We start from the raw sequence: 17,081 nt of genomic DNA on the forward strand, positions 1-17,081 counted from the left end.
CCCCGTCATGCGAGATCGATGTGCTCCACCGCAGGTTCATCGGACCGCCGCTCCCCGTCAGGCCGCGACCGGGGCGGCGACTGGGGTGACGACTGGGGCCGCTGCAGGGCGTCGACCGCATCCCGGAACGCCGCGAAAAGTTCACCGCCGGCCGCCATCAGATGACCGGTGACGTCCCCGCCGGCCTCCCGGCGCGCCGCGATCACCCGGCACACCGGGCAGGCACGGCAGACGTACTCGTCGTGGTCCTCCGACACGGCCTCGCTCCACACGTCGCCGGACCGGCCCGTGCCGCCGCTCGCGCCGCCGAAGGCGGACCCGATGCCACTCGCGCCGGCGAAGGCGGACCCGATGCCGCTCACCCCGCCCTTCACCAGGCCCTTGCCGAACTCGCGGCCCATCCGCCGCTGCACGGCGTCGAGCAGCTTCATCGCCTCTTCCGCCGCGGACCCGACCGGGTCCTGACGGCGGGCGGTGCTCTCGTTCGAATCCGTCATCTCGCCCCTCCTGTCTCGAACCGTACCCGGAGCCGGCCGTTCCGGAGCGCGGCCGAGGAGATCTCCCGTCTGGCCAGGGCCGCGGGAAGGGCGATGACGCGCCGGTGTGAACCGGCGGTGACGATGAGCTCGTCGCCCTTGCGGGCGAGGTCGAGGTCGTCGCGGTCGGCGAGCGGCAGGCTGAGCGACAGCTCGTCGGCGGAGATCCGCAGCGGGGGTTCCACGCCGGGGCGGGCGAACGGGTCGCGGTCCCGGTACAGCTCCTCGCCGACCCGCGCGAGCGCGTCGGTCCCGACGGGCTCGCCCGGAAGATAGGGAACGGTCAGGACGGGCAGCGGCGCGAACGACTCGTGCACGCCGGCGAGCTGCCTGGCCTGGGCCTCCACCCAGCTCCGCCGCCACTCGTCGGCGCCCTCGGCCGGGAAGACCCGGTTGGCGATCACCGCGTCGACGCGGTAGCCGTACAGGCTGAGCGAGGTGAGCGTGCGGCGGGCCTCCGCGACGACCACGGCCTCGGGGGTGAGGACGAGCCGCACGGACGCGTCGTCGCCGGCGAGCAGCGCCCGCACCTCCAGCAGGCCCTGGTGCAGCCGCTCGCCCGCCGAGATGACCTCGGCCTGGGGCACGCTCACCTTCGCGACGTGCCGGATGACCGGCGACAGCGCCCCGAGCAGCCGCCGTCCCGCCGGAAGCAGCCGGTTGACGTGCCAGTCGAGCGCCTCGGGCAGGGCCAGCAGGCGCAGCGTCTCGGCCGTCGGCGCGCAGTCCACGACGATCACGTCCCACCGGCCGGAACGGGCCTGCTCGCGCAGTTCGAGCAGCGCGATGACCTCCTCGGCGCCTGGCAGGACCGTGATCTCCTCGGAGGTGACCTCGTCGAGGCCGAGTTCCGCCAGGACGTCGCGGGCGTAGTCGCGTAACTCGCCCCAGTGCCGCTCCAGCGACCTCTGGGTGTCCACCTGTTGCAGGTGCAGGCCGGGCGCCGCCTCGACCGGGGCGTCCGAGGGCGGCACGCCCAGCGCGTCGGCGAGCGAGTGCGCGGTGTCGGTGGAGACCACGAGCGTCTTGAGCCCGCGGCCGGCGGCGAGCGTGGCGGTCGCGGCGGCCACGGTGGTCTTGCCGACCCCGCCCTTCCCCGTGAAGAGGAGGACCCTCATCGGCCCTCGACGCGCCGCTTGAGCCCCTTCAGCGCGGTGTCGACGATGACCTTCTCGGCCTTGCGCTTGATCATGCCGATCATGGGGACCTTCAGGTCCACGGCGAGGTCGTAGGTGACCTCGGTGCCGCCGCCGTTCTCGGTCAGGCGGTAGCTGCCGGTCAGGCCCGAGACCATCCGGCCGGCGTCCACGATGCGCCAGCTCACGCCCGCGTCGTCGGTCCAGTCGTAGCCGAGGACGTACTCGTCGCTGATCACGCCCGCGTCGAGGACGAAGCGGACCCGGGTGGCGCGGCCGTCCTCGCCCGTCTCCAGCACCTCCGCCGCCTTCACCTGACCCGCCCACTGCGGGTACGCGGGGAAGTCGGCGATGACGGCCATGATTGTCGACCGGCCGGCGCCGATCGTGATGCTCGACGAAGTGCGATCAGCCATGTGGCCAACCGTACTTCACCATTCCAAGGCGAAAGGCGTGCCACGGCCGCGGAAATGGCCGACGTTGACGCACTCCGTACGGCCGACCCGGGCCCGCCCGGCGAGCGGCTGGTGCACGTGACCGAACAGCGCGAACCGCGGCTGCGTCCTCCTGATCGCCTCCAGCGTGGCCTCGCTCCCCCGTTCGAACCGCCGGGCGACCACGTCGTAGAGCAGTTCGGGGATGGCCGGCGGGATGTGGCAGCACAGCACGTCCACCTCGCCGACGGCCTCCACCTTGCGCGCGAACTCCTCGTCGTCGATCTCGTTCGGCGTGCGGTACCGCGTGCGCAGGCCGCCGCCGACGAACCCGAACCGCAGCCCGCCGATCTCCACGACCTCCCCGTCCAGGACCCGCTGCCCCGGGCGGAGGTGGTCGGCCCCCAGGCGCGGCAGGTCCACGTTGCCGTACGTGAGGTAGGCCGGTGTCGGCATGGCCGAGAAGATCTGCTCGTACTGGCGGCGGGCCGCCGTCTCGATGTGCTCCCGGGGGTCGCCGCCGAGGGCCGCCCACAGCCCCGCCGACATCGCCCGCGCCTCGTCGAAGCGCCCCGCCGTGCGGAGCCCCACGTACTCGGTCGCCTTCTCCGCGCCGAACAGTTCGGGGAAGATGCCCTGGGAGTGGTCGGCGTAGTCGACGAAGAGGAGCAGGTCGCCGAGGCAGACGAGCGCGTCGGCCCCGTCGCCCGCGCGGGCGAGCGCGTCGGCCCGGCCGTGGACGTCGCTGACGACGTGGATTCGCATGACGAGATGATAACGGCGGCTTTACCGGGCGCCGCCGGGGTCACGGAAAGGTGTCCGGCCCGCCGCGCCGGGGACACTGTCAGAGACCCTGATAGCGTCGTTTTCGATCCGGATGTCGTTCGCCACGACACCCGGACGACGCCCTGGATAACGCCTGGGTGACGGATCTACCCCTGCGTAACTTCGGACGGTAGCGTCCAGTGAGACCCAAAGAGTGATGGTCCGCACGCGGTCCCGGCGCTGTCCGGCGCAGGCCGCGGGGCCGTGCGCGAAGGAGTGACCGTGCGCGAGTTCAGCGTTCCCGTGCTGGTGGACGTGCCTCCGTCCGCGAACTGCACCGACGTGGTGTTCCAGCGCGGCGTGGACGAGCCGGACGCCGTCGTGATCCGCCGCAAGGACGACGGGGCGGCGGCGGACGCGCCGTGGACGCCGGTGACCGCCGCGCAGTTCAGGAACCAGGTCGCGGCCGTCGCGAAGGGCCTGATCGCCTCCGGGATCGAGCCCGGCGACCGCGTCGCGCTGATGTCGCGCACCCGCTACGAGTGGACGGTCGCCGACTACGCGATCTGGGCGGCCGGCGCGGTCGGGGTGCCCGTCTACGAGACCTCCTCCGCCGACCAGGTGAAGTGGATCCTGACCGACAGCGGGGCCAAGGCCGCGATCGTGGAGACGGCCGCGCACGAGGAGACCGTACGCGAGGCCGTGCCCGCGCTGCCGTCGCTGTGGCGGATCGACGGCGGCGCGTTCGCCGAACTGGAGCGCCTCGGGGCCGAGGTGGGCGACGACGCGCTGGCCGAGCGCAGGGCGAGCCGGGGCGGCCGCGACCTCGCCACGATCATCTACACCTCCGGCACGACCGGCATGCCCAAGGGCTGCCGCCTCACCCACGACAACCTGCTCTTCACCGCGCGCAACGTCTCGCAGGGGCCGCTGGAGGCGCTGTTCGACGTGCGGGGACGGGCGGCCCTGCTGTTCCTGCCGCTGGCGCACAGCTTCGCCCGGCTGATCGAGATCGTCCTGATCGAGACCGGCACCGTGCTCGCGCACAGCCCGAACATGAAGAACGTCGCCCCCGACCTGCGGGAGTTCAAGCCGACGTTCCTGCTCGGCGTGCCCCGGGTGTTCGAGAAGGTCTACAACGCCGCCGAGCAGAAGGCCACGAACGAGGGCAAGGGAAAGATCTTCCACGCCGCCGTACGGGCCGCCGTGGAGTGGAGCAAGGCGGAAAGCTCCGGCGGGGCCGGTCTCGGCGTGCGGCTGAAGCACGCGGTCTTCGACCGGCTCGTGTACGGCAAGCTGCGGGCGGCGACGGGCGGCGCGCTGACGGCGGCGGTCTCCGGGGGTTCGGCCCTCGGCGAGCGGCTCGGCCACTTCTTCCGCGGCGTGGGCATCGAGGTCTTCGAGGGCTGGGGGCTCACCGAGACCAGCGCGCCGTCGACGGTCAACATCCCGGGCGCCAACAAGATCGGCACGGTCGGCAAGCCGTTCCCCGGGGTAAGCATCCGCATCGCCGACGACGGCGAGGTCCTGGTGAAGGGCCGCCACGTCTTCGACGGCTACTGGAACAACGAGCGCGCCACCAAGGAGACCATCGACCCCGAGGGCTGGTTCCACACCGGGGACATCGGCAGCCTCGACGACGACGGCTACCTGCGCATCACCGGGCGCAAGAAGGAGATCCTGGTCACGGCGGGCGGCAAGAACGTGGCGCCGGCGCCGCTGGAGGACGCCATCCGGGCGCACCGCCTGGTCAGCCAGGTCATGGTGGTCGGCGACGACAAGCCGTTCGTCGGGGCGCTGGTGACGCTCGACCCCGAGGCCCTGGAGCAGTGGAAGCAGGCCAACGGGAAGAGCGAGGTCCCGACGACCGACCCGGAGATCCTCGCCGAGGTGCAGCAGGCCGTGGACGGCGCCAACCGGATGGTCTCCAAGGCCGAGCAGATCAAGAAGTTCGTGATCCTCGACACCGACCTCACCGAGGAGAGCGGCCACCTGACCCCCTCGCTGAAGGTCAAGCGCAACCTCGTCATGCGCGACTTCGCCAAGCAGATCGACGAACTCTACGCCCGCTGACAGGCCCCCGAGCGCTGCTGACAGGCGCCACCGACAGGCGCCACCGACAGCGGCGCCCGCGCCACCGTGCCCCGGCGGATGCCTCCTCCTCGGCCCGCCGGGGCGTGTCCGCGGCTGAGCCGCCGGGTCCGCCTCCGCGCGCCCTGAGCCGCCTCCGCGCGGCTCTGAGCCGCCGGGACCGCCTCTGCCCGTCCTGACCCGCCGCGTCCGCGCGCGCTGACCCGCCGGGACCGCGTCCGCGTAGGTCTGCAGGCGACCTATCGGGTCCGCCTCCGTGTGCCCTGGGGCGGCGCCGCACACCTGCGGTTCCCCCGAAGCCGGCGTGCCCGTGAAGCCGCTGAAAGCCGGTGTGAGCCGGTGTGAGTAGGCAATAGGTGGCACCTGCCCAACCATTGGCCCTTCGTTAGGTGTCGCTCCTGCTGTCCCGTTGCGGCCCGTGTTGGGATTTATGCGTGACCCCCCGGTCCATCGCACCAACAACCCACCGCACCAGCGGGGTCGCGCGCCCTTAACCGATGTAAGGCCTGCGGCTCCCTGCGATTTCCGACGCGAGGAGTCATATGTTCCGGCACACCCGGCACCTCCAGTTCGAGGCCAAGCCCGAAAAGCCCGACCCGGTGTACGCGCGCAAGCTCCAGGAACTGATCGGGGGCGCGTTCGGCGAGATGACGGTCACGATGCAGTACCTGTTCCAGGGCTGGAACTGCCGGATGCCCGGCAAGTACAAGGACCTGATCATGGACATCGCGACCGAGGAGATCGGGCACGTCGAGATGCTCGCCACGATGGTCGCGCGCCTGCTGGAAGGCGCGCCCGCGACGGCGGTCACGAAGATGGCGACCGCCGACCCGGTGGTCGGCGCGGTGCTGGGCGGGATGGACCCCCAGCAGGCCATCGTGGCCGGCGGCGGGCCGCTGCCCGCCGACGCCAACGGGTATCCCTGGAACGGCCGCTACATCGTGGCGAGCGGCAACCTGCTGGCCGACTTCCGGGCCAACGTCGCGGCCGAGGCGCACGGCCGGCTGCAGACCGCCCGGCTCTACCACATGACCGACGACCCCGGCGTCAAGGACATGCTGAAGTTCAACCTCGCCCGCGACACCCTGCACCAGAACCTGTGGCTGAAGGCCATCGAGGAACTCCAGTCGGACGGCCTGGAGGACGTCGTCGTGCCCGACGACCTGTTCGACGAGGAGCACGCCGAGCACGCGGAGACGATCTGGGACCTCTCCGACGGCATCGAGGCGCAGGCGGGCGGCTGGGCGAGCGGGCCGCAGCCCGACGGCCGCCACCAGTTCTCCTATCTCCTCAACCCCGAACCGCTCGGCGGGCTCGCCCAGGCCCCGCCGCCCGACCCGAAGCTGTACGACACCTACGACGGCAGCATGGGCGAACCCCAGGGCCCCACCCTCGGCACCGAGGTCGGCCCCATGGGCAAGCTCAAGGACAAGCTCACCTGAAGCCCCGGGCCGCTCCCGCCCGGCCTCCCGGCGGACCCGCCCCCATCCGCGATCGGTGGCGGGCGGCAGCGCGGACATCGTCTGCGTCGCGCGGGACTGCCAAAGCCGGGCGGCACCGGCCTCCGCCTCCTCGCCCGAACCGCCTCCGCCGGTCCCGGCGCGACGCCGGGACGGGTGAGGCGTCGGGACGGGTGAGGCGTCGCCACTGTCCAGACCTCTCCTCAGCGAGGCTTCCCTTGCCCGACCACCGCCGCAGCACGCCCATGCCCGCTTCCACTCCCGCATCGATGCCCGGGTCAGGGTCCGTACAGACCGTCTCCGCCGTCACGGCGGCGGGACGGCCGCCGTCGCCGGGACGCCTGGCGCGGCTGGCCGGTCTGTGCGGTCCCGCGTTCGTCGTCGCCGTGGCGTACGTCGACCCCGGCAACTTCGCGACCAACATGTCCGGCGGGGCGCGCTACGGGACGATGCTGCTGTGGGTGATCGCCGTCGCGAACGTGCTGGCCATGTTCGTGCAGGCGCTGTCGGCCAAGCTCGGCATCGCCACCGGCCGCAACCTTCCCGAACTGTGCCGCGACCACCTGCCGCGGCCGGTGAGCCTGCTGCTGTGGGCGCAGGCCGAGATGGTCGCGGTCGCCACCGACCTGGCCGAGTTCATCGGCGGGGCGGTCGCGCTGAACCTGCTGTTCGGCGTGCCGCTGCTGCCCGCCGCCGCGATCACCGCGCTGGTCTCCTCGCTGCTGCTCCTGATGGCGCCGCGCGGACGCCGCCGGTTCGAGGTGACCGTGGCGGTGATGCTCGCCGTGGTGCTGGCCGGTTTCGCCTACCAGGTGATGCTGTCGGGGTCCCTCGCGGGCGTGGCGGGCGGCTTCGTGCCCCGCCTCGCCGGGCCGGACAGCCTGCTGCTGGCGACCGGGATCGTCGGAGCGACCGTCATGCCGCACGTCGTCTACCTGCACTCCGCACTGACCCAGCACCAGGGAAGAGCTTTCACACAGCACCACGGGGCCGTCACACAACACCACGCGGCCGTCACTCAGCACCATGAGGCTCTCACCGGGCGGCCCAGAGCCCTCACGCGGAACCGCGGTTCCTGGGATCCGCGCCGGGCGGCCCTCCAGGCCAGCCGCGTCGACATCGCCGTCGCGCTCGGCACGGCGGGGCTGGTGAACATGGCGATGCTCACCGTCGCCGCCGCGACCTTCGACGGGAGCGATCTCGCGGGGCTGGAGGCCGTCCACGCCGGGCTCGGCGAGATCCTCGGCCCCGGGGCGGCGGTCGCTTTCGCGCTCGCCCTGCTCGCCTCCGGCCTGGCCTCCTCCAGCGTCGGCACGTACGCCGGGCAGGTGATCATGGCGGGCTTCCTGCGCCGCCGCGTGCCGCTCCTGGCGCGCCGACTGGTCACGGTCCTTCCGGCCATGGCGATCCTGGCCGTGGGGATGGACCCCACCCGTGCGCTCGTCCTGAGTCAGGTCGCGCTGTCGTTCGGCATCCCGTTCGCCCTGGTCCCACTCGTCGTGTTCACCGCCCGCCGCGCCCTCATGGGCGATCTGGTCAACCGCCGGGCGACCACCGCCGCCGGTGTCGCCGTCGCCGCCGTGATCAGCGCGCTGAACGGGTTCCTGCTGGTGGAGGTCTTCACCGGCTGAGGGCTTCCCCGCTCGACAGCCCCGGTCGCAGACCGCGCTCACCGGCCGCGCTCACCAACCGCGAACACGAACCACCGGCACGAACCACCGGCACGAACCACGGACACGAGCACGGACCCGCCCACCCTCACCGGCCGCGGGCGGCCGTCGCGGCGGCTCTCGCACCGGCTCTCAAGGAGCCTGTCACAGCAGGGCGGCGAACCGGGCCGCGACGCGTTCCCAGCCCCACTCCTCCTCGATCCAGGCCCGGCCCCGCTCACCCATCGCGCGGGCGCGGGCCGGGTCGGACAGCAGGTCGCACAGCGCGCCGGCCACCGCCGTGTGCGACCTTCCGTCGACCACCAGGCCGGTCTCGCCGTGCAGTACGGCGTCGGGGGCGCCTCCCGAGGAACCGGCGACCACCGGCAGCCCGGTGGCCGACGCCTCCAGGTAGACGATGCCGAGCCCTTCGGCGTCGAGCCCTCCGAACCTGCTGCGGCACGGCATGGCGAACACGTCTCCCGCGTCGTAGTGGGCCGGGAGATCGGCCCACGGAACCGACCCGGTGATCACCACCGACCCGCGCGGCCCGGCGCCGGCGACCGCCCGCTCCAGCGACCGCCGCGAGGGCCCCCCGCCGACCAGCAGCAGCACCGCTCCGGGCACCCGCCGCAGGACGTGCGGCCAGGCCCGCAGCAGGACGTCCTGCCCCTTGCGGGGCACCAGCCGGGAGACGCAGACGACCACCGGCCGGTCTCCCAGGCCGAGCGCCGCCCGGACCCGCTCACCGCCCGCGCCGGGACGGAAGGCGCCGGTGTCCACGCCCGGAGCCAGCCGTACGAGCCGGGGCGCCGGGATCACCGGGGCGAGCAGACCGCGGGTGTACTCGCCGAGGTAGGTCACGACGTCGGCGCCCGTCCCGATCCGGCGCAGCACGCCGCGGGCGCCGGGCAGCCGCGCCCAGGACGCCTCGTGCCCGTGCGTCAGCATGACGATCCGCGCCGCGCCGGCGGCACGCAGGGCGGGAGCGAGCAGGCCGAGCGGCGCGGCGGCGCCGAAGACGACGGTGGCGCCGTCCTCGACCAGCGCCGCCGCCCTGCCCGCCACCGCGCGCGTCGGCAGCATGAGGGTCGAGGGATGACGGACCACCTCGTACGGCTGGCGGGCGTCGAACTCCTCGCACCCCTTCCACCGCGGCGCGTACACGACGACCGAGCCGGGCGGCCTGCGGGAGGCGAGGCCGTGCACGAACGCCTGGATGCCTCCCGGTCTGGGCGGGAAGTCGTTCGTGACGATCAACGTCCTGTTCGCCATCCTCACCCCCGGTATCGGCGCGGCGGACGGTCCACGGCCACGCGGCCCGCCCGAGATCGCATTCTCGCAGGCCCCTCCCGCCGCTCGCCCGCCCCGGAATCAGGGCCGTGATCAGGACCGGGCCAGCTCGGCCCGTACGGAGGACCGCCAGAGGCGGGTCAGCTCGGCGGTGGTCAGCCCGAGGACGTTCCGCAGCGCGGCGTCGGCGTCCTCGCGCAGTGCGGCGCGGTAGAGGGCGACCAGCCTCCGCTCGCCGAAGCGGGCGGCGATGTAACGGCAGGCCAGCCAGGCCTCCTCGTACGCCTGGGCGGGCCTGGCGGCGAAGTCCGCGGGTTCCGGCAGGCGGGCCAGGGGCGTCCCGGCCGCCGGGCCGGCCCCGGTACCGGCGGACTCGGTACCGGCGGACTCGGTACCAGCGGACTCGGTACCAGCGGACTCGGTACCAGCGGACTCGGTACCAGCGGACTCGGTACCAGCGGACTCGGTACCAGCGGACTCGGTACCGGCGGACTCGGTACCAGCGGACTCGGTACCAGCGGACTCGGTCCCGGGCGCAGCACCGGGCTCGGCGCCGGCCTGCGGGGCGCCTTCCGCTCCGGCTCCGCCGCCGGCCCGCGGGTCCGCGGCCAGCTCCGCGGCGAGTTCGGCCGCGACCACATGAACGGGCAGGCCGCTGTCGAGGTAGCCCACGTAGTCGGCGAAGCCCTCCAGGAGCCACATCGGCACCGCGCGGGGCCCGGAGGCCGCGACGTGCGTGAGCTCGTGGGTCACGACGACCTGGCGGCCGATCGCGGACAGGCGGGCGAACGCGGCGGGCTGCACGATCACCCGGTCACCGGTCGCGACGGCCGCCAGACCGCCGACCACCGCGGGGGCGGCCAGGGCGGCCGCCTGCTCCTCCGTGCGGGGCACGAGGATCACCGCGCCCCCGTGCTCTCCCCAGACCCTCGTCACCGTGCGGTCGGCCCGGCCGGCCAGCCGGGCGACCTCGGCGACCAGCCTTCGCGGCGCGCCGACGACGACGGCGCGTTCACCGCGGGCGACGGAGGCCCCCGTCCACATGCCGGGCTGCTCGCGCACGGCGGCGCGGGCCTGGGACAGCAGGGGCGACAGGGGGTCGGGCGGCGCGGCGGCGGCCGTACCGGCCAGCAGCGCGGCCAGCACGACGGCCGCGGACGCCGACCGTCCGCCGCGCGTCCTCACCAGGCCCTCGGCGCTCGCGAGGGCCTGCCGTACGGGATGGGCGGGCGCGGCGCCGGCGGGACCGAGGCCATGGGGAGCATCGTAACGAGGGAACGCCACGGCTCCGCCCACCTGTGAGGGGGGACGGAGCCGTGGAGCGGCGCCGGCGACGACGGGCTCGGCACCGGAGGGACGGATCAGGCGCCGGGGCGTACGGCGCCCACGAAGGTCGCCCTGCGGTAGGAGTCGAGCCTGTCGATCCTGACCCGCGTGCCGCTGTGCGGGGCGTGGATCATCCTGCCGTGCCCGACGTACATGCCGACGTGGCCGCCGCCGCTGGTGAAGATGAGGTCGCCGGGCTTGAAGTGGCCCCAGGACACCTTCTTCCGCACGGCGCTGCGGATGGACCACGTCGTGCGCGGCAGCCGTACGCCGGCCTTGCGCCAGGCGTAGGTGACCAGGCCCGAGCAGTCGAACGAGCCGGGACCGCTGGCCCCGTAGCGGTAGGGGTCGCCGATGTGCTTCCTCGCGGTCCTGACCGCTCGCTGCGCCTTGGCCAGCTGGAGCGCGGCCCGGCTGAGCTTCTTCCGCTTGGCGGCCGCCTTCTTCGTGGACTTCTTCGTGGCCTTCTTGGCCGCCGCGGTGGTGGCGGCCCTCGTGTTCGTCTCCGTGGTCACCTTGATGACCGTGACCGTCACCGGGTCTGCCGACGCCGGCTGCGCACCGGCGACTCCCACGGATGCCGTCAAAGCGGCACCCCCAAGGGCAATTCGGGCAAGGCGGGACAGGCTAGCGGGGGTGGTAGACAGGATCTCTCCTTGGATCTTCCGCGTACGCCTACCGGGTTAGCTGACGGGTTCGGGCGGGGAAGTCGCCCTACGGCGCGTGGACGCGCCGATTCACCCCGGACCTTCGCGAGGAAGGTCGATGGTTCCCCGGCTCCGTGCCTCCTGACTGCACGGACTCGGCAGGTCGTCGGCGCCCGGAAATCCCCTGGGGGGAGCAAGTAGACGGACGGCGCCGGCGACGGTGGATGACGCGGGCCCGGCCGGCCAGACCGGGCTCGCCGCGGCGAGGCGTGCTCACCGCGGCCCAGAAGCTACCCAGATCAGGCGGCTCCCGGCAAAGCCGCCCCGGCGCATAAAGATCGGATAACGACGGCCGCGCGCGAGAAACCGCAGCTTACCCACGTCACAGAAGACCAAGTGTGACTCTGCTCACATCAGCCATCGCAATGTCCAAATAAGGCACTTAGCTCACAGCCGGAACAAAGATCACATCGCGGGCTCAGGGGCGGACGGCGCCGATCGCGTGGTAGTCCGCCAGTGTGACAATCTTCACAACGTCGCCGGTCTGCGGAGCGTGGACGACCTTGCCGTCCCCCGCGTACAGGCCCACGTGGCCGAAGCCCGCGTGGAAGAGCAGATCGCCCGCCTGGAGCGCGTCGAGCGACACGCGGCGGCTCGCGCCCCACGCCCACTGCTCGTAGCTCGTACGCGGCAGGCTGACCCCTCCCGCCGCCCAGGAGGCCTGGACGAGGCCGGAGCAGTCCCAGGAGTCCGGCCCGCTGCCCCCGTAGCGGTACGGCTTGCCGACCTGCTTGTAGGCGAACTGGAGCGCCGACAGGGCGTTGCCCGACGCCGGGCCCTTGTAGGCGACGCCCGCGCTGTTGGGGTTGCCGGGGTTGTAGGTGCCGAGCGAGCGGAGCAGCTTCATCTGCTCGTTGACGAGCTTGTCGACCTTCTTCTTCTCGTCGGCGAGCTCGCCCCTGACCTTGGTGGCCTCGGCGTAGACGGCCTTCGTCTCGTCCCGCCGGTCCTTCAGACCCTGGATCGCGCCCTCGTACTGCTGGAGCCGCCCGATGCGCTCGGCGGAGATGTGGTTGTACGTGGCGAGACCGCTGAGCATGGTGTCGGGATCGGGGTTGTAGAAGACGCCCCACGTCCCGATGCCGCCCACCTGGTAGCTGCTGACCGCCATCGTCACCAGCCCCGAGCGCAGCGCCTCGACCCGCGCGTTCTGCTTCTTGTAGTCGTCGTTCAGCGCCAGGTACTTCTTCCTGGCCGACTTCCACTTCTCACTGGCCGCGTTGTAGCGGTCCACGAGTTTGTCCGCCTGCGCGTTCAGCCGGTTCAGCTTCGCCTTGGCCTGGGCAAGGGTGGGCTTTGGATCGGCCTGCGCGCCCGTCAGCGGCGTCAGCAGGACCACGGCGGCCAAAACGGCGGCCACCGGCACACGCCCTTGCACTCGGGCCCCCTCGGGATCAACGAAACCTGCGGCGCGACTCTATCTAGGCGATCTTGACGCTTCAACCTATTCGCAGCTATTCGCGGCAGTCATCACTCACCGGATCGACTCTCGTACGGAGCGTGCCGGACGGATCAGCCGCGGCCGAGACGCCGCAGCAGCAGGAGCGAGGGCACCGGCCGGGCGCCCATGCGGCGCACGGACTCGGCCACCTCGCGGTCGGAGGAGACGACCGCGATGCCGCGCCCCGGCGGCTCGGCGCGCACGAGCGTGCGGATCAGGTCGTCGGCGATCTCGCCGGGCGCGCTGAACATCACCCGCACCCCGCGCGGCGCGGAGACCTGCACGGGCCCGTTCAGCTCGGCGCCGTCGAAGACGCACGTCACCTCCACGCGCGCCTGCACGGCGAGGCCGCCCAGCCCGGTGAGCAGGCGGGCGCGCTGGTCGGCGAGGGTCAGCGACGGATAGCCGGTCTTGGTCACGTTGTAGCCGTCGACGATCAGGTGCAGGTTGGGGAGGGCGAGGAGCTGGTCGAGGAGCTGGGGGTCGTCGTTCGCCAGCGCCCGCGCGGGCACCGCCGTCACGCCGGGCTCGCCCGGCACGACCGCGCTCACGTAGTCGGCCGGCCTGTTGATGGTGGTCGGCAGGCCGAGCTCCTTGCGCAGCCCCGCGGCGGCGTCCTGCAGGGCGTCCAGCAGCACCCGTACGCGCGCGTCCTCCATGCTGCGGCCCTCGCGGGCCGCGCGGCGGTTGGCCTCCAGCTGGCGCTCGGTGTCCGCCAGGCGCTCCCTGAGCCTGCGCAGCTCGGTCTCCGCAGCGCCGTTGGCGCTCGCCGACCTGGCTCGCGCCTCGGCCGTCTCGGCCTCCAGCTCGGCCGCCCTGGCCTCGGCCGCCTTGACCCGCTCACGCGCGTCGTGCAGCTTGCGTCTCAGGTCGGAGTTCTCCGCGCGGGCCGCCTTGAGCTGCTCGCGGACCCGGTCGATCTCCTCCTTGGCGGACGCGCGCTGCGCCGCGAGCTGCTCGCGCAGCCGCGTCTCCGCCTGCTCCCGCTGCGTGCCCGCCGCGGCCGACTGCTCCAGGTCGGCCCGCGCCTGCTCGACCAGGTCCGGCCAGCCGGGCGGCCGGGTCAGATAGGCCGCCGCCGCGACCAGCACCGGCTCGGCCGCCGGCGGCACCGTCCCCTCGGCGAGACTCGCCACCAGCTCGGGCCAGGCCGCCTCCAGCGCCTCGGCGACCTGCTCGCGGAACTCCTTGTCGTTCTCCAGCTGGGCCGCGATCGGCGCGCTGCCCAGGCGGGCGCGCTTGCGCGGGTCGAACCTGGCGATGCCACGCAGCGGCGGCGGCACGGACGCGGCGGGCATCGTGCCCAGCACCTGCGCCGCGACCTCCACCACGTGTAAGCGGACCTGCTCCGGCAACGGACGAGACAGGCCTTCTCCGGCTGAACTCATCTCGTCGCTCCTCGGCCGTGTCCTGCAGACCTGTCGCCGGCCGGGATCGCCCGGCGGCGCCTCGCGGTGCTGTCGCCCCCGGTGTGAGAATCCGGGACCGGGCTCCACGAGGCGAGGCCTCGCGGCGCGCCGGTCCGGCGCCCCTCACGCGGCAAGATCTGCGAGACAGTCCTCTGTTCTTGTCCTTCTTCAAGGGTACGGCCGTCGCACCGCGTCCATGTCCTGTTCATGATCTGTCACCGGGCCGGGCGGCGGTCCGCTGGCGCGTGCCACGGTCCGGTCCGTACGCTCGTCGGCGTGTTCACCCCGCCCTACCCGATCATCACCCCCCGGCTGGTCCTGCGTCCCTTCACGGAGGCGGACCTCGACGACCTGCACGCCTTCCACTCGCTTCCCGAGGTCACGCGTTACCTCTACTGGGACGCCCGTACGCGGGAGGAGACGAAGGCGGCGCTCGACCGGAAGATCGCCTGCGCGAGTCTCGGCGCGGACGGCGACGCGCTCAGCGTGGCCGCCGCGCTGAGCGGCGGAGGGCCGCTGATCGGTGACCTCACGTTGTTCCTGCGCAGCCGGGAGCACCGCCAGGGCGAGATCGGCTTCGTCTTCAACCCGGCCTGCCAGGGCCGGGGCCTCGCGACGGAGGCGGCCCGGGAGATTCTCCGCATCGGGTTCGAGGGCCTCGGGCTGCACCGGATCCACGGCAACTGCGACGCGCGCAACACCTCGTCCGCCCGGTTGATGGAACGGCTCGGCATGCGCCTGGAGGCCCGTCTGGTCGAGAACGAGTTCTTCGCCGGCGCGTGGAGCGACGAACTGATCTACGCGATGCTGGCGCGCGAGTGGCGGGCGTCCCCCGCCGCCTCCCCCGGGCCCGGAGCCTGACGCGCGCCCGCCCGCCTTCGGCCCCGGGCGGGCGGGAAATGAAAGAACGGGCCGCTCGTTTCAGGCGTTCCCGCAACACACTGCGCGGAATAAGTTTGACGCGTTGACTAACTCCCCGGTGAAACTTACGGTACGGGCACTTCGAACGCGGCTCCGCGGCGGCGGGGGGCCGACCGGCCGTCGCCGGTCGGGGCGGGCATCTCCCGGGCCTCGACACGGCGTCACACGTCACTGAGGAGATTCGATGCGCCTCACCATCCCCCGGGCCCGTGTGGCTCGCCTGGCCGCCGGGGCGGCGGCGGTCACCTTCGCCGCGGCGGCACTGGTCGCCACGGCGCCCGCCCAGGCCGCGACCGGTTGCGCCGTGACCTACACCGCCGGCGAGTGGTGGCACGGGTTCAGCGCGAGCATCACGATCCAGAACTCGGGCAGCGCGATCAACGGCTGGACCCTCGGGTTCGCCTTCCTCGACCCCGGCCAGAAGGTCGACGTCGGCTGGTCGGCCACCTACAGCCAGAGCGGGCAGAACGTCACCGCCACGAACGTGGACTACAACGCCGCCATCGCCACCGGCGACTCGGTGATGATCGGCTTCAACGGCACCTGGTCCGGCGCCAACCCCAACCCGACCTCGTTCACCCTGAACGGCGTCACCTGCACCACCATCAAGGTCAGCCCGAGCGCGACCCCCACGCGCACCCCCCAGGCCACCCCCACATGGACGCCGTCGTCGACCCCGACGTCGACGCCCACGTCGACCCCCACGTCGACCCCGACGTCGACCCCCACGTCGACGCCGACGTCCACGCCCACGGGGCCGTCCGGCTCCGCGCTTTACGTGTCGCCGAGCGGCTCCGCCGGCGCGTCCGGGACGATCTCGGACCCGACGACGCTCGCTTCGGCGATCACCCGCGTCGCCGCCGGCGGGACGATCTACCTGCGCGGCGGGACGTACAACCTCTCGCAGACGGTCACCATCGCGGCGGGGAACAACGGCACGTCGAGCGCCCGCAAGAAGCTGTCCGCCTACCCCGGCGAGACCCCGGTGCTGAACTTCTCGGCGCAGAGCCAGTCCTCGTCGAACCGGGGACTCGCCCTGAACGGGTCGTACTGGCACGTCTACGGAATCGTCGTCCAGCGCGCCGGTGACAACGGGATCTACGTCGGCGGCAGCAACAACATCATCGAGCGCACAGTGACGCGGTTCAACCGGGACACCGGGCTGCAGCTCGGCCGGATCGCCTCCGACACCCCCCGCGCCCAGTGGCCGTCCAACAACCTCGTCGTGAGCTCGGAGTCGCACGACAACGCCGACTCCGACGGCGAGGACGCCGACGGCTTCGCCGCGAAGCTCACCGTCGGCAACGGCAACGTCTTCCGCTACGACGTGTCCCACAACAACATCGACGACGGCTGGGACCTCTACACCAAGACGGACACCGGAGCCATCGGGCCGGTCACCATCGAAGACTCGCTGGCCTACAACAACGGCACCCTCACCGACGGCAGCCAGGCCGGCAACGGCGACCGCAACGGCTACAAGCTCGGCGGCGAGGACATCGGCGTCAACCACGTCATCCGCCGCAACATCGCCTATCACAACGGCCACCACGGGTTCACCTACAACCGCAACCCCGGCACGATGACGATCTCGGACAACGTCGGCGTCGACAACGCCGAACGCAACTACTCCTTCGACGTGGGCACCTCGGTGTTCCGCAACAACACCTCGTGCCGCAGCGGCAGCGGATCGAACGACAAGATCGTCGGCAACTCCGACAGCTCGAACCAGTTCTGGTCCGGCTCGAACGGGTCCCGCTGCTCCTCCTACCGGGGCGCCCCGCGTTGGTCCTTCGCCTCCGACGGCCGCCTCGTCGTTACCTTCGGCTAGCTCCCCCCCGGGGGCGGTCCGGCCGGTTCCCTCCCGGGGCGGTCCGGCCAGGCGGACCGGATGGCCGGACCGCCCCGAGGCC

Annotated in this window: 14 protein-coding genes and 1 riboswitch; of the genes, 5 read left to right on the forward strand and 9 right to left on the reverse strand. The window is 72.5% G+C overall.

The window, feature by feature from the left end; genetic code table 11:
- Window positions 1-5: 5 nt before the first annotated feature.
- The 4 genes from HHX33_RS19035 to HHX33_RS19050 are packed head-to-tail and all read right to left on the reverse strand — an operon-like array spanning window position 6 to window position 2,871.
- Window positions 6-497 carry a DUF5304 family protein gene (locus HHX33_RS19035; protein ID WP_182875772.1) on the reverse strand — a complete coding sequence of 164 codons (492 nt, stop codon included), beginning with the start codon at window positions 495-497 and terminating at the stop codon, window positions 6-8.
- The gene (locus HHX33_RS19040) at window positions 494-1,654 is read right to left on the reverse strand and encodes an ArsA family ATPase (RefSeq protein ID WP_182875773.1); all 1,161 of its coding nucleotides are present in this window, start codon (window positions 1,652-1,654) and stop codon (window positions 494-496) included. The genes HHX33_RS19035 and HHX33_RS19040 overlap by 4 nt, the downstream gene beginning before the upstream one ends.
- Window positions 1,651-2,088 (reverse strand): SRPBCC family protein, encoded by a 438-nt coding sequence (locus HHX33_RS19045; protein ID WP_117409204.1) that lies wholly within the window; start codon window positions 2,086-2,088, stop codon window positions 1,651-1,653. Before HHX33_RS19045 ends, HHX33_RS19040 begins: the two co-directional genes overlap by 4 nt.
- A gap of 15 nt (window positions 2,089-2,103) precedes the next feature.
- Window positions 2,104-2,871, reverse strand: a complete 768-nt coding sequence (locus HHX33_RS19050; protein ID WP_117409203.1) for a metallophosphoesterase family protein — start codon at window positions 2,869-2,871, stop codon at window positions 2,104-2,106.
- A gap of 282 nt (window positions 2,872-3,153) precedes the next feature.
- On the opposite strand from HHX33_RS19050, the gene HHX33_RS19055 reads away from it, so the two are divergent.
- The 3 genes from HHX33_RS19055 to HHX33_RS19065 all read left to right on the forward strand — a co-directional run bounded on the left by HHX33_RS19055 (window position 3,154) and on the right by HHX33_RS19065 (window position 8,053).
- Window positions 3,154-4,944 (forward strand): AMP-dependent synthetase/ligase, encoded by a 1,791-nt coding sequence (locus HHX33_RS19055; RefSeq protein ID WP_182875774.1) that lies wholly within the window; start codon window positions 3,154-3,156, stop codon window positions 4,942-4,944.
- Window positions 4,945-5,504: 560 nt separating this feature from the next.
- Window positions 5,505-6,404, forward strand: coding sequence for a manganese catalase family protein (locus HHX33_RS19060; RefSeq protein WP_182875775.1), 900 nt, complete (start codon window positions 5,505-5,507; stop codon window positions 6,402-6,404).
- 287 nt (window positions 6,405-6,691) lie between these two features.
- Window positions 6,692-8,053, forward strand: coding sequence for an Nramp family divalent metal transporter (locus HHX33_RS19065; protein WP_182875776.1), 1,362 nt, complete (start codon window positions 6,692-6,694; stop codon window positions 8,051-8,053).
- A gap of 183 nt (window positions 8,054-8,236) precedes the next feature.
- Here HHX33_RS19065 and HHX33_RS19070 read toward each other — a convergent pair whose 3' ends face one another.
- The 5 genes from HHX33_RS19070 to HHX33_RS19090 all read right to left on the reverse strand — a co-directional run bounded on the left by HHX33_RS19070 (window position 8,237) and on the right by HHX33_RS19090 (window position 14,226).
- On the reverse strand, window positions 8,237-9,346 hold the full coding sequence (locus HHX33_RS19070) for a glycosyltransferase family 4 protein (RefSeq protein WP_182875777.1): 1,110 nt from the start codon (window positions 9,344-9,346) through the stop codon (window positions 8,237-8,239).
- A 111-nt stretch (window positions 9,347-9,457) separates the two neighbouring features.
- Window positions 9,458-10,648 (reverse strand): hypothetical protein, encoded by a 1,191-nt coding sequence (locus tag HHX33_RS19075; protein WP_182875778.1) that lies wholly within the window; start codon window positions 10,646-10,648, stop codon window positions 9,458-9,460.
- 77 nt (window positions 10,649-10,725) lie between these two features.
- A complete protein-coding gene (locus HHX33_RS19080) occupies window positions 10,726-11,277 on the reverse strand; it encodes a C40 family peptidase (protein ID WP_220501949.1) in 552 nt (183 codons plus the stop codon).
- Between the two features lie 70 nt (window positions 11,278-11,347).
- A riboswitch (cyclic di-AMP (ydaO/yuaA leader) is annotated at window positions 11,348-11,508 on the reverse strand.
- Between the two features lie 307 nt (window positions 11,509-11,815).
- Entirely contained in the window at window positions 11,816-12,757 is a 942-nt protein-coding gene (locus tag HHX33_RS19085; protein ID WP_310741441.1) for a C40 family peptidase, read from the reverse strand.
- Window positions 12,758-12,909: 152 nt separating this feature from the next.
- A complete protein-coding gene (locus tag HHX33_RS19090; RefSeq protein WP_138462852.1) occupies window positions 12,910-14,226 on the reverse strand; it encodes an NYN domain-containing protein in 1,317 nt (438 codons plus the stop codon).
- Between the two features lie 297 nt (window positions 14,227-14,523).
- Between HHX33_RS19090 and HHX33_RS19095 the strand changes: the two genes are divergently transcribed.
- Window positions 14,524-15,108: a GNAT family N-acetyltransferase gene (locus HHX33_RS19095; RefSeq protein WP_182875780.1), complete on the forward strand. Its 585-nt coding sequence runs from the start codon at window positions 14,524-14,526 to the stop codon at window positions 15,106-15,108.
- A gap of 244 nt (window positions 15,109-15,352) precedes the next feature.
- Window positions 15,353-16,999 (forward strand): cellulose-binding domain-containing protein, encoded by a 1,647-nt coding sequence (locus HHX33_RS19100; RefSeq protein ID WP_182875781.1) that lies wholly within the window; start codon window positions 15,353-15,355, stop codon window positions 16,997-16,999.
- Window positions 17,000-17,081: the final 82 nt, after the last annotated feature.

The organism is Microbispora sp. H10670 (assembly GCF_014161385.1).
Taxonomy (GTDB): Bacteria; Actinomycetota; Actinomycetes; order Streptosporangiales; family Streptosporangiaceae; genus Microbispora; species Microbispora triticiradicis.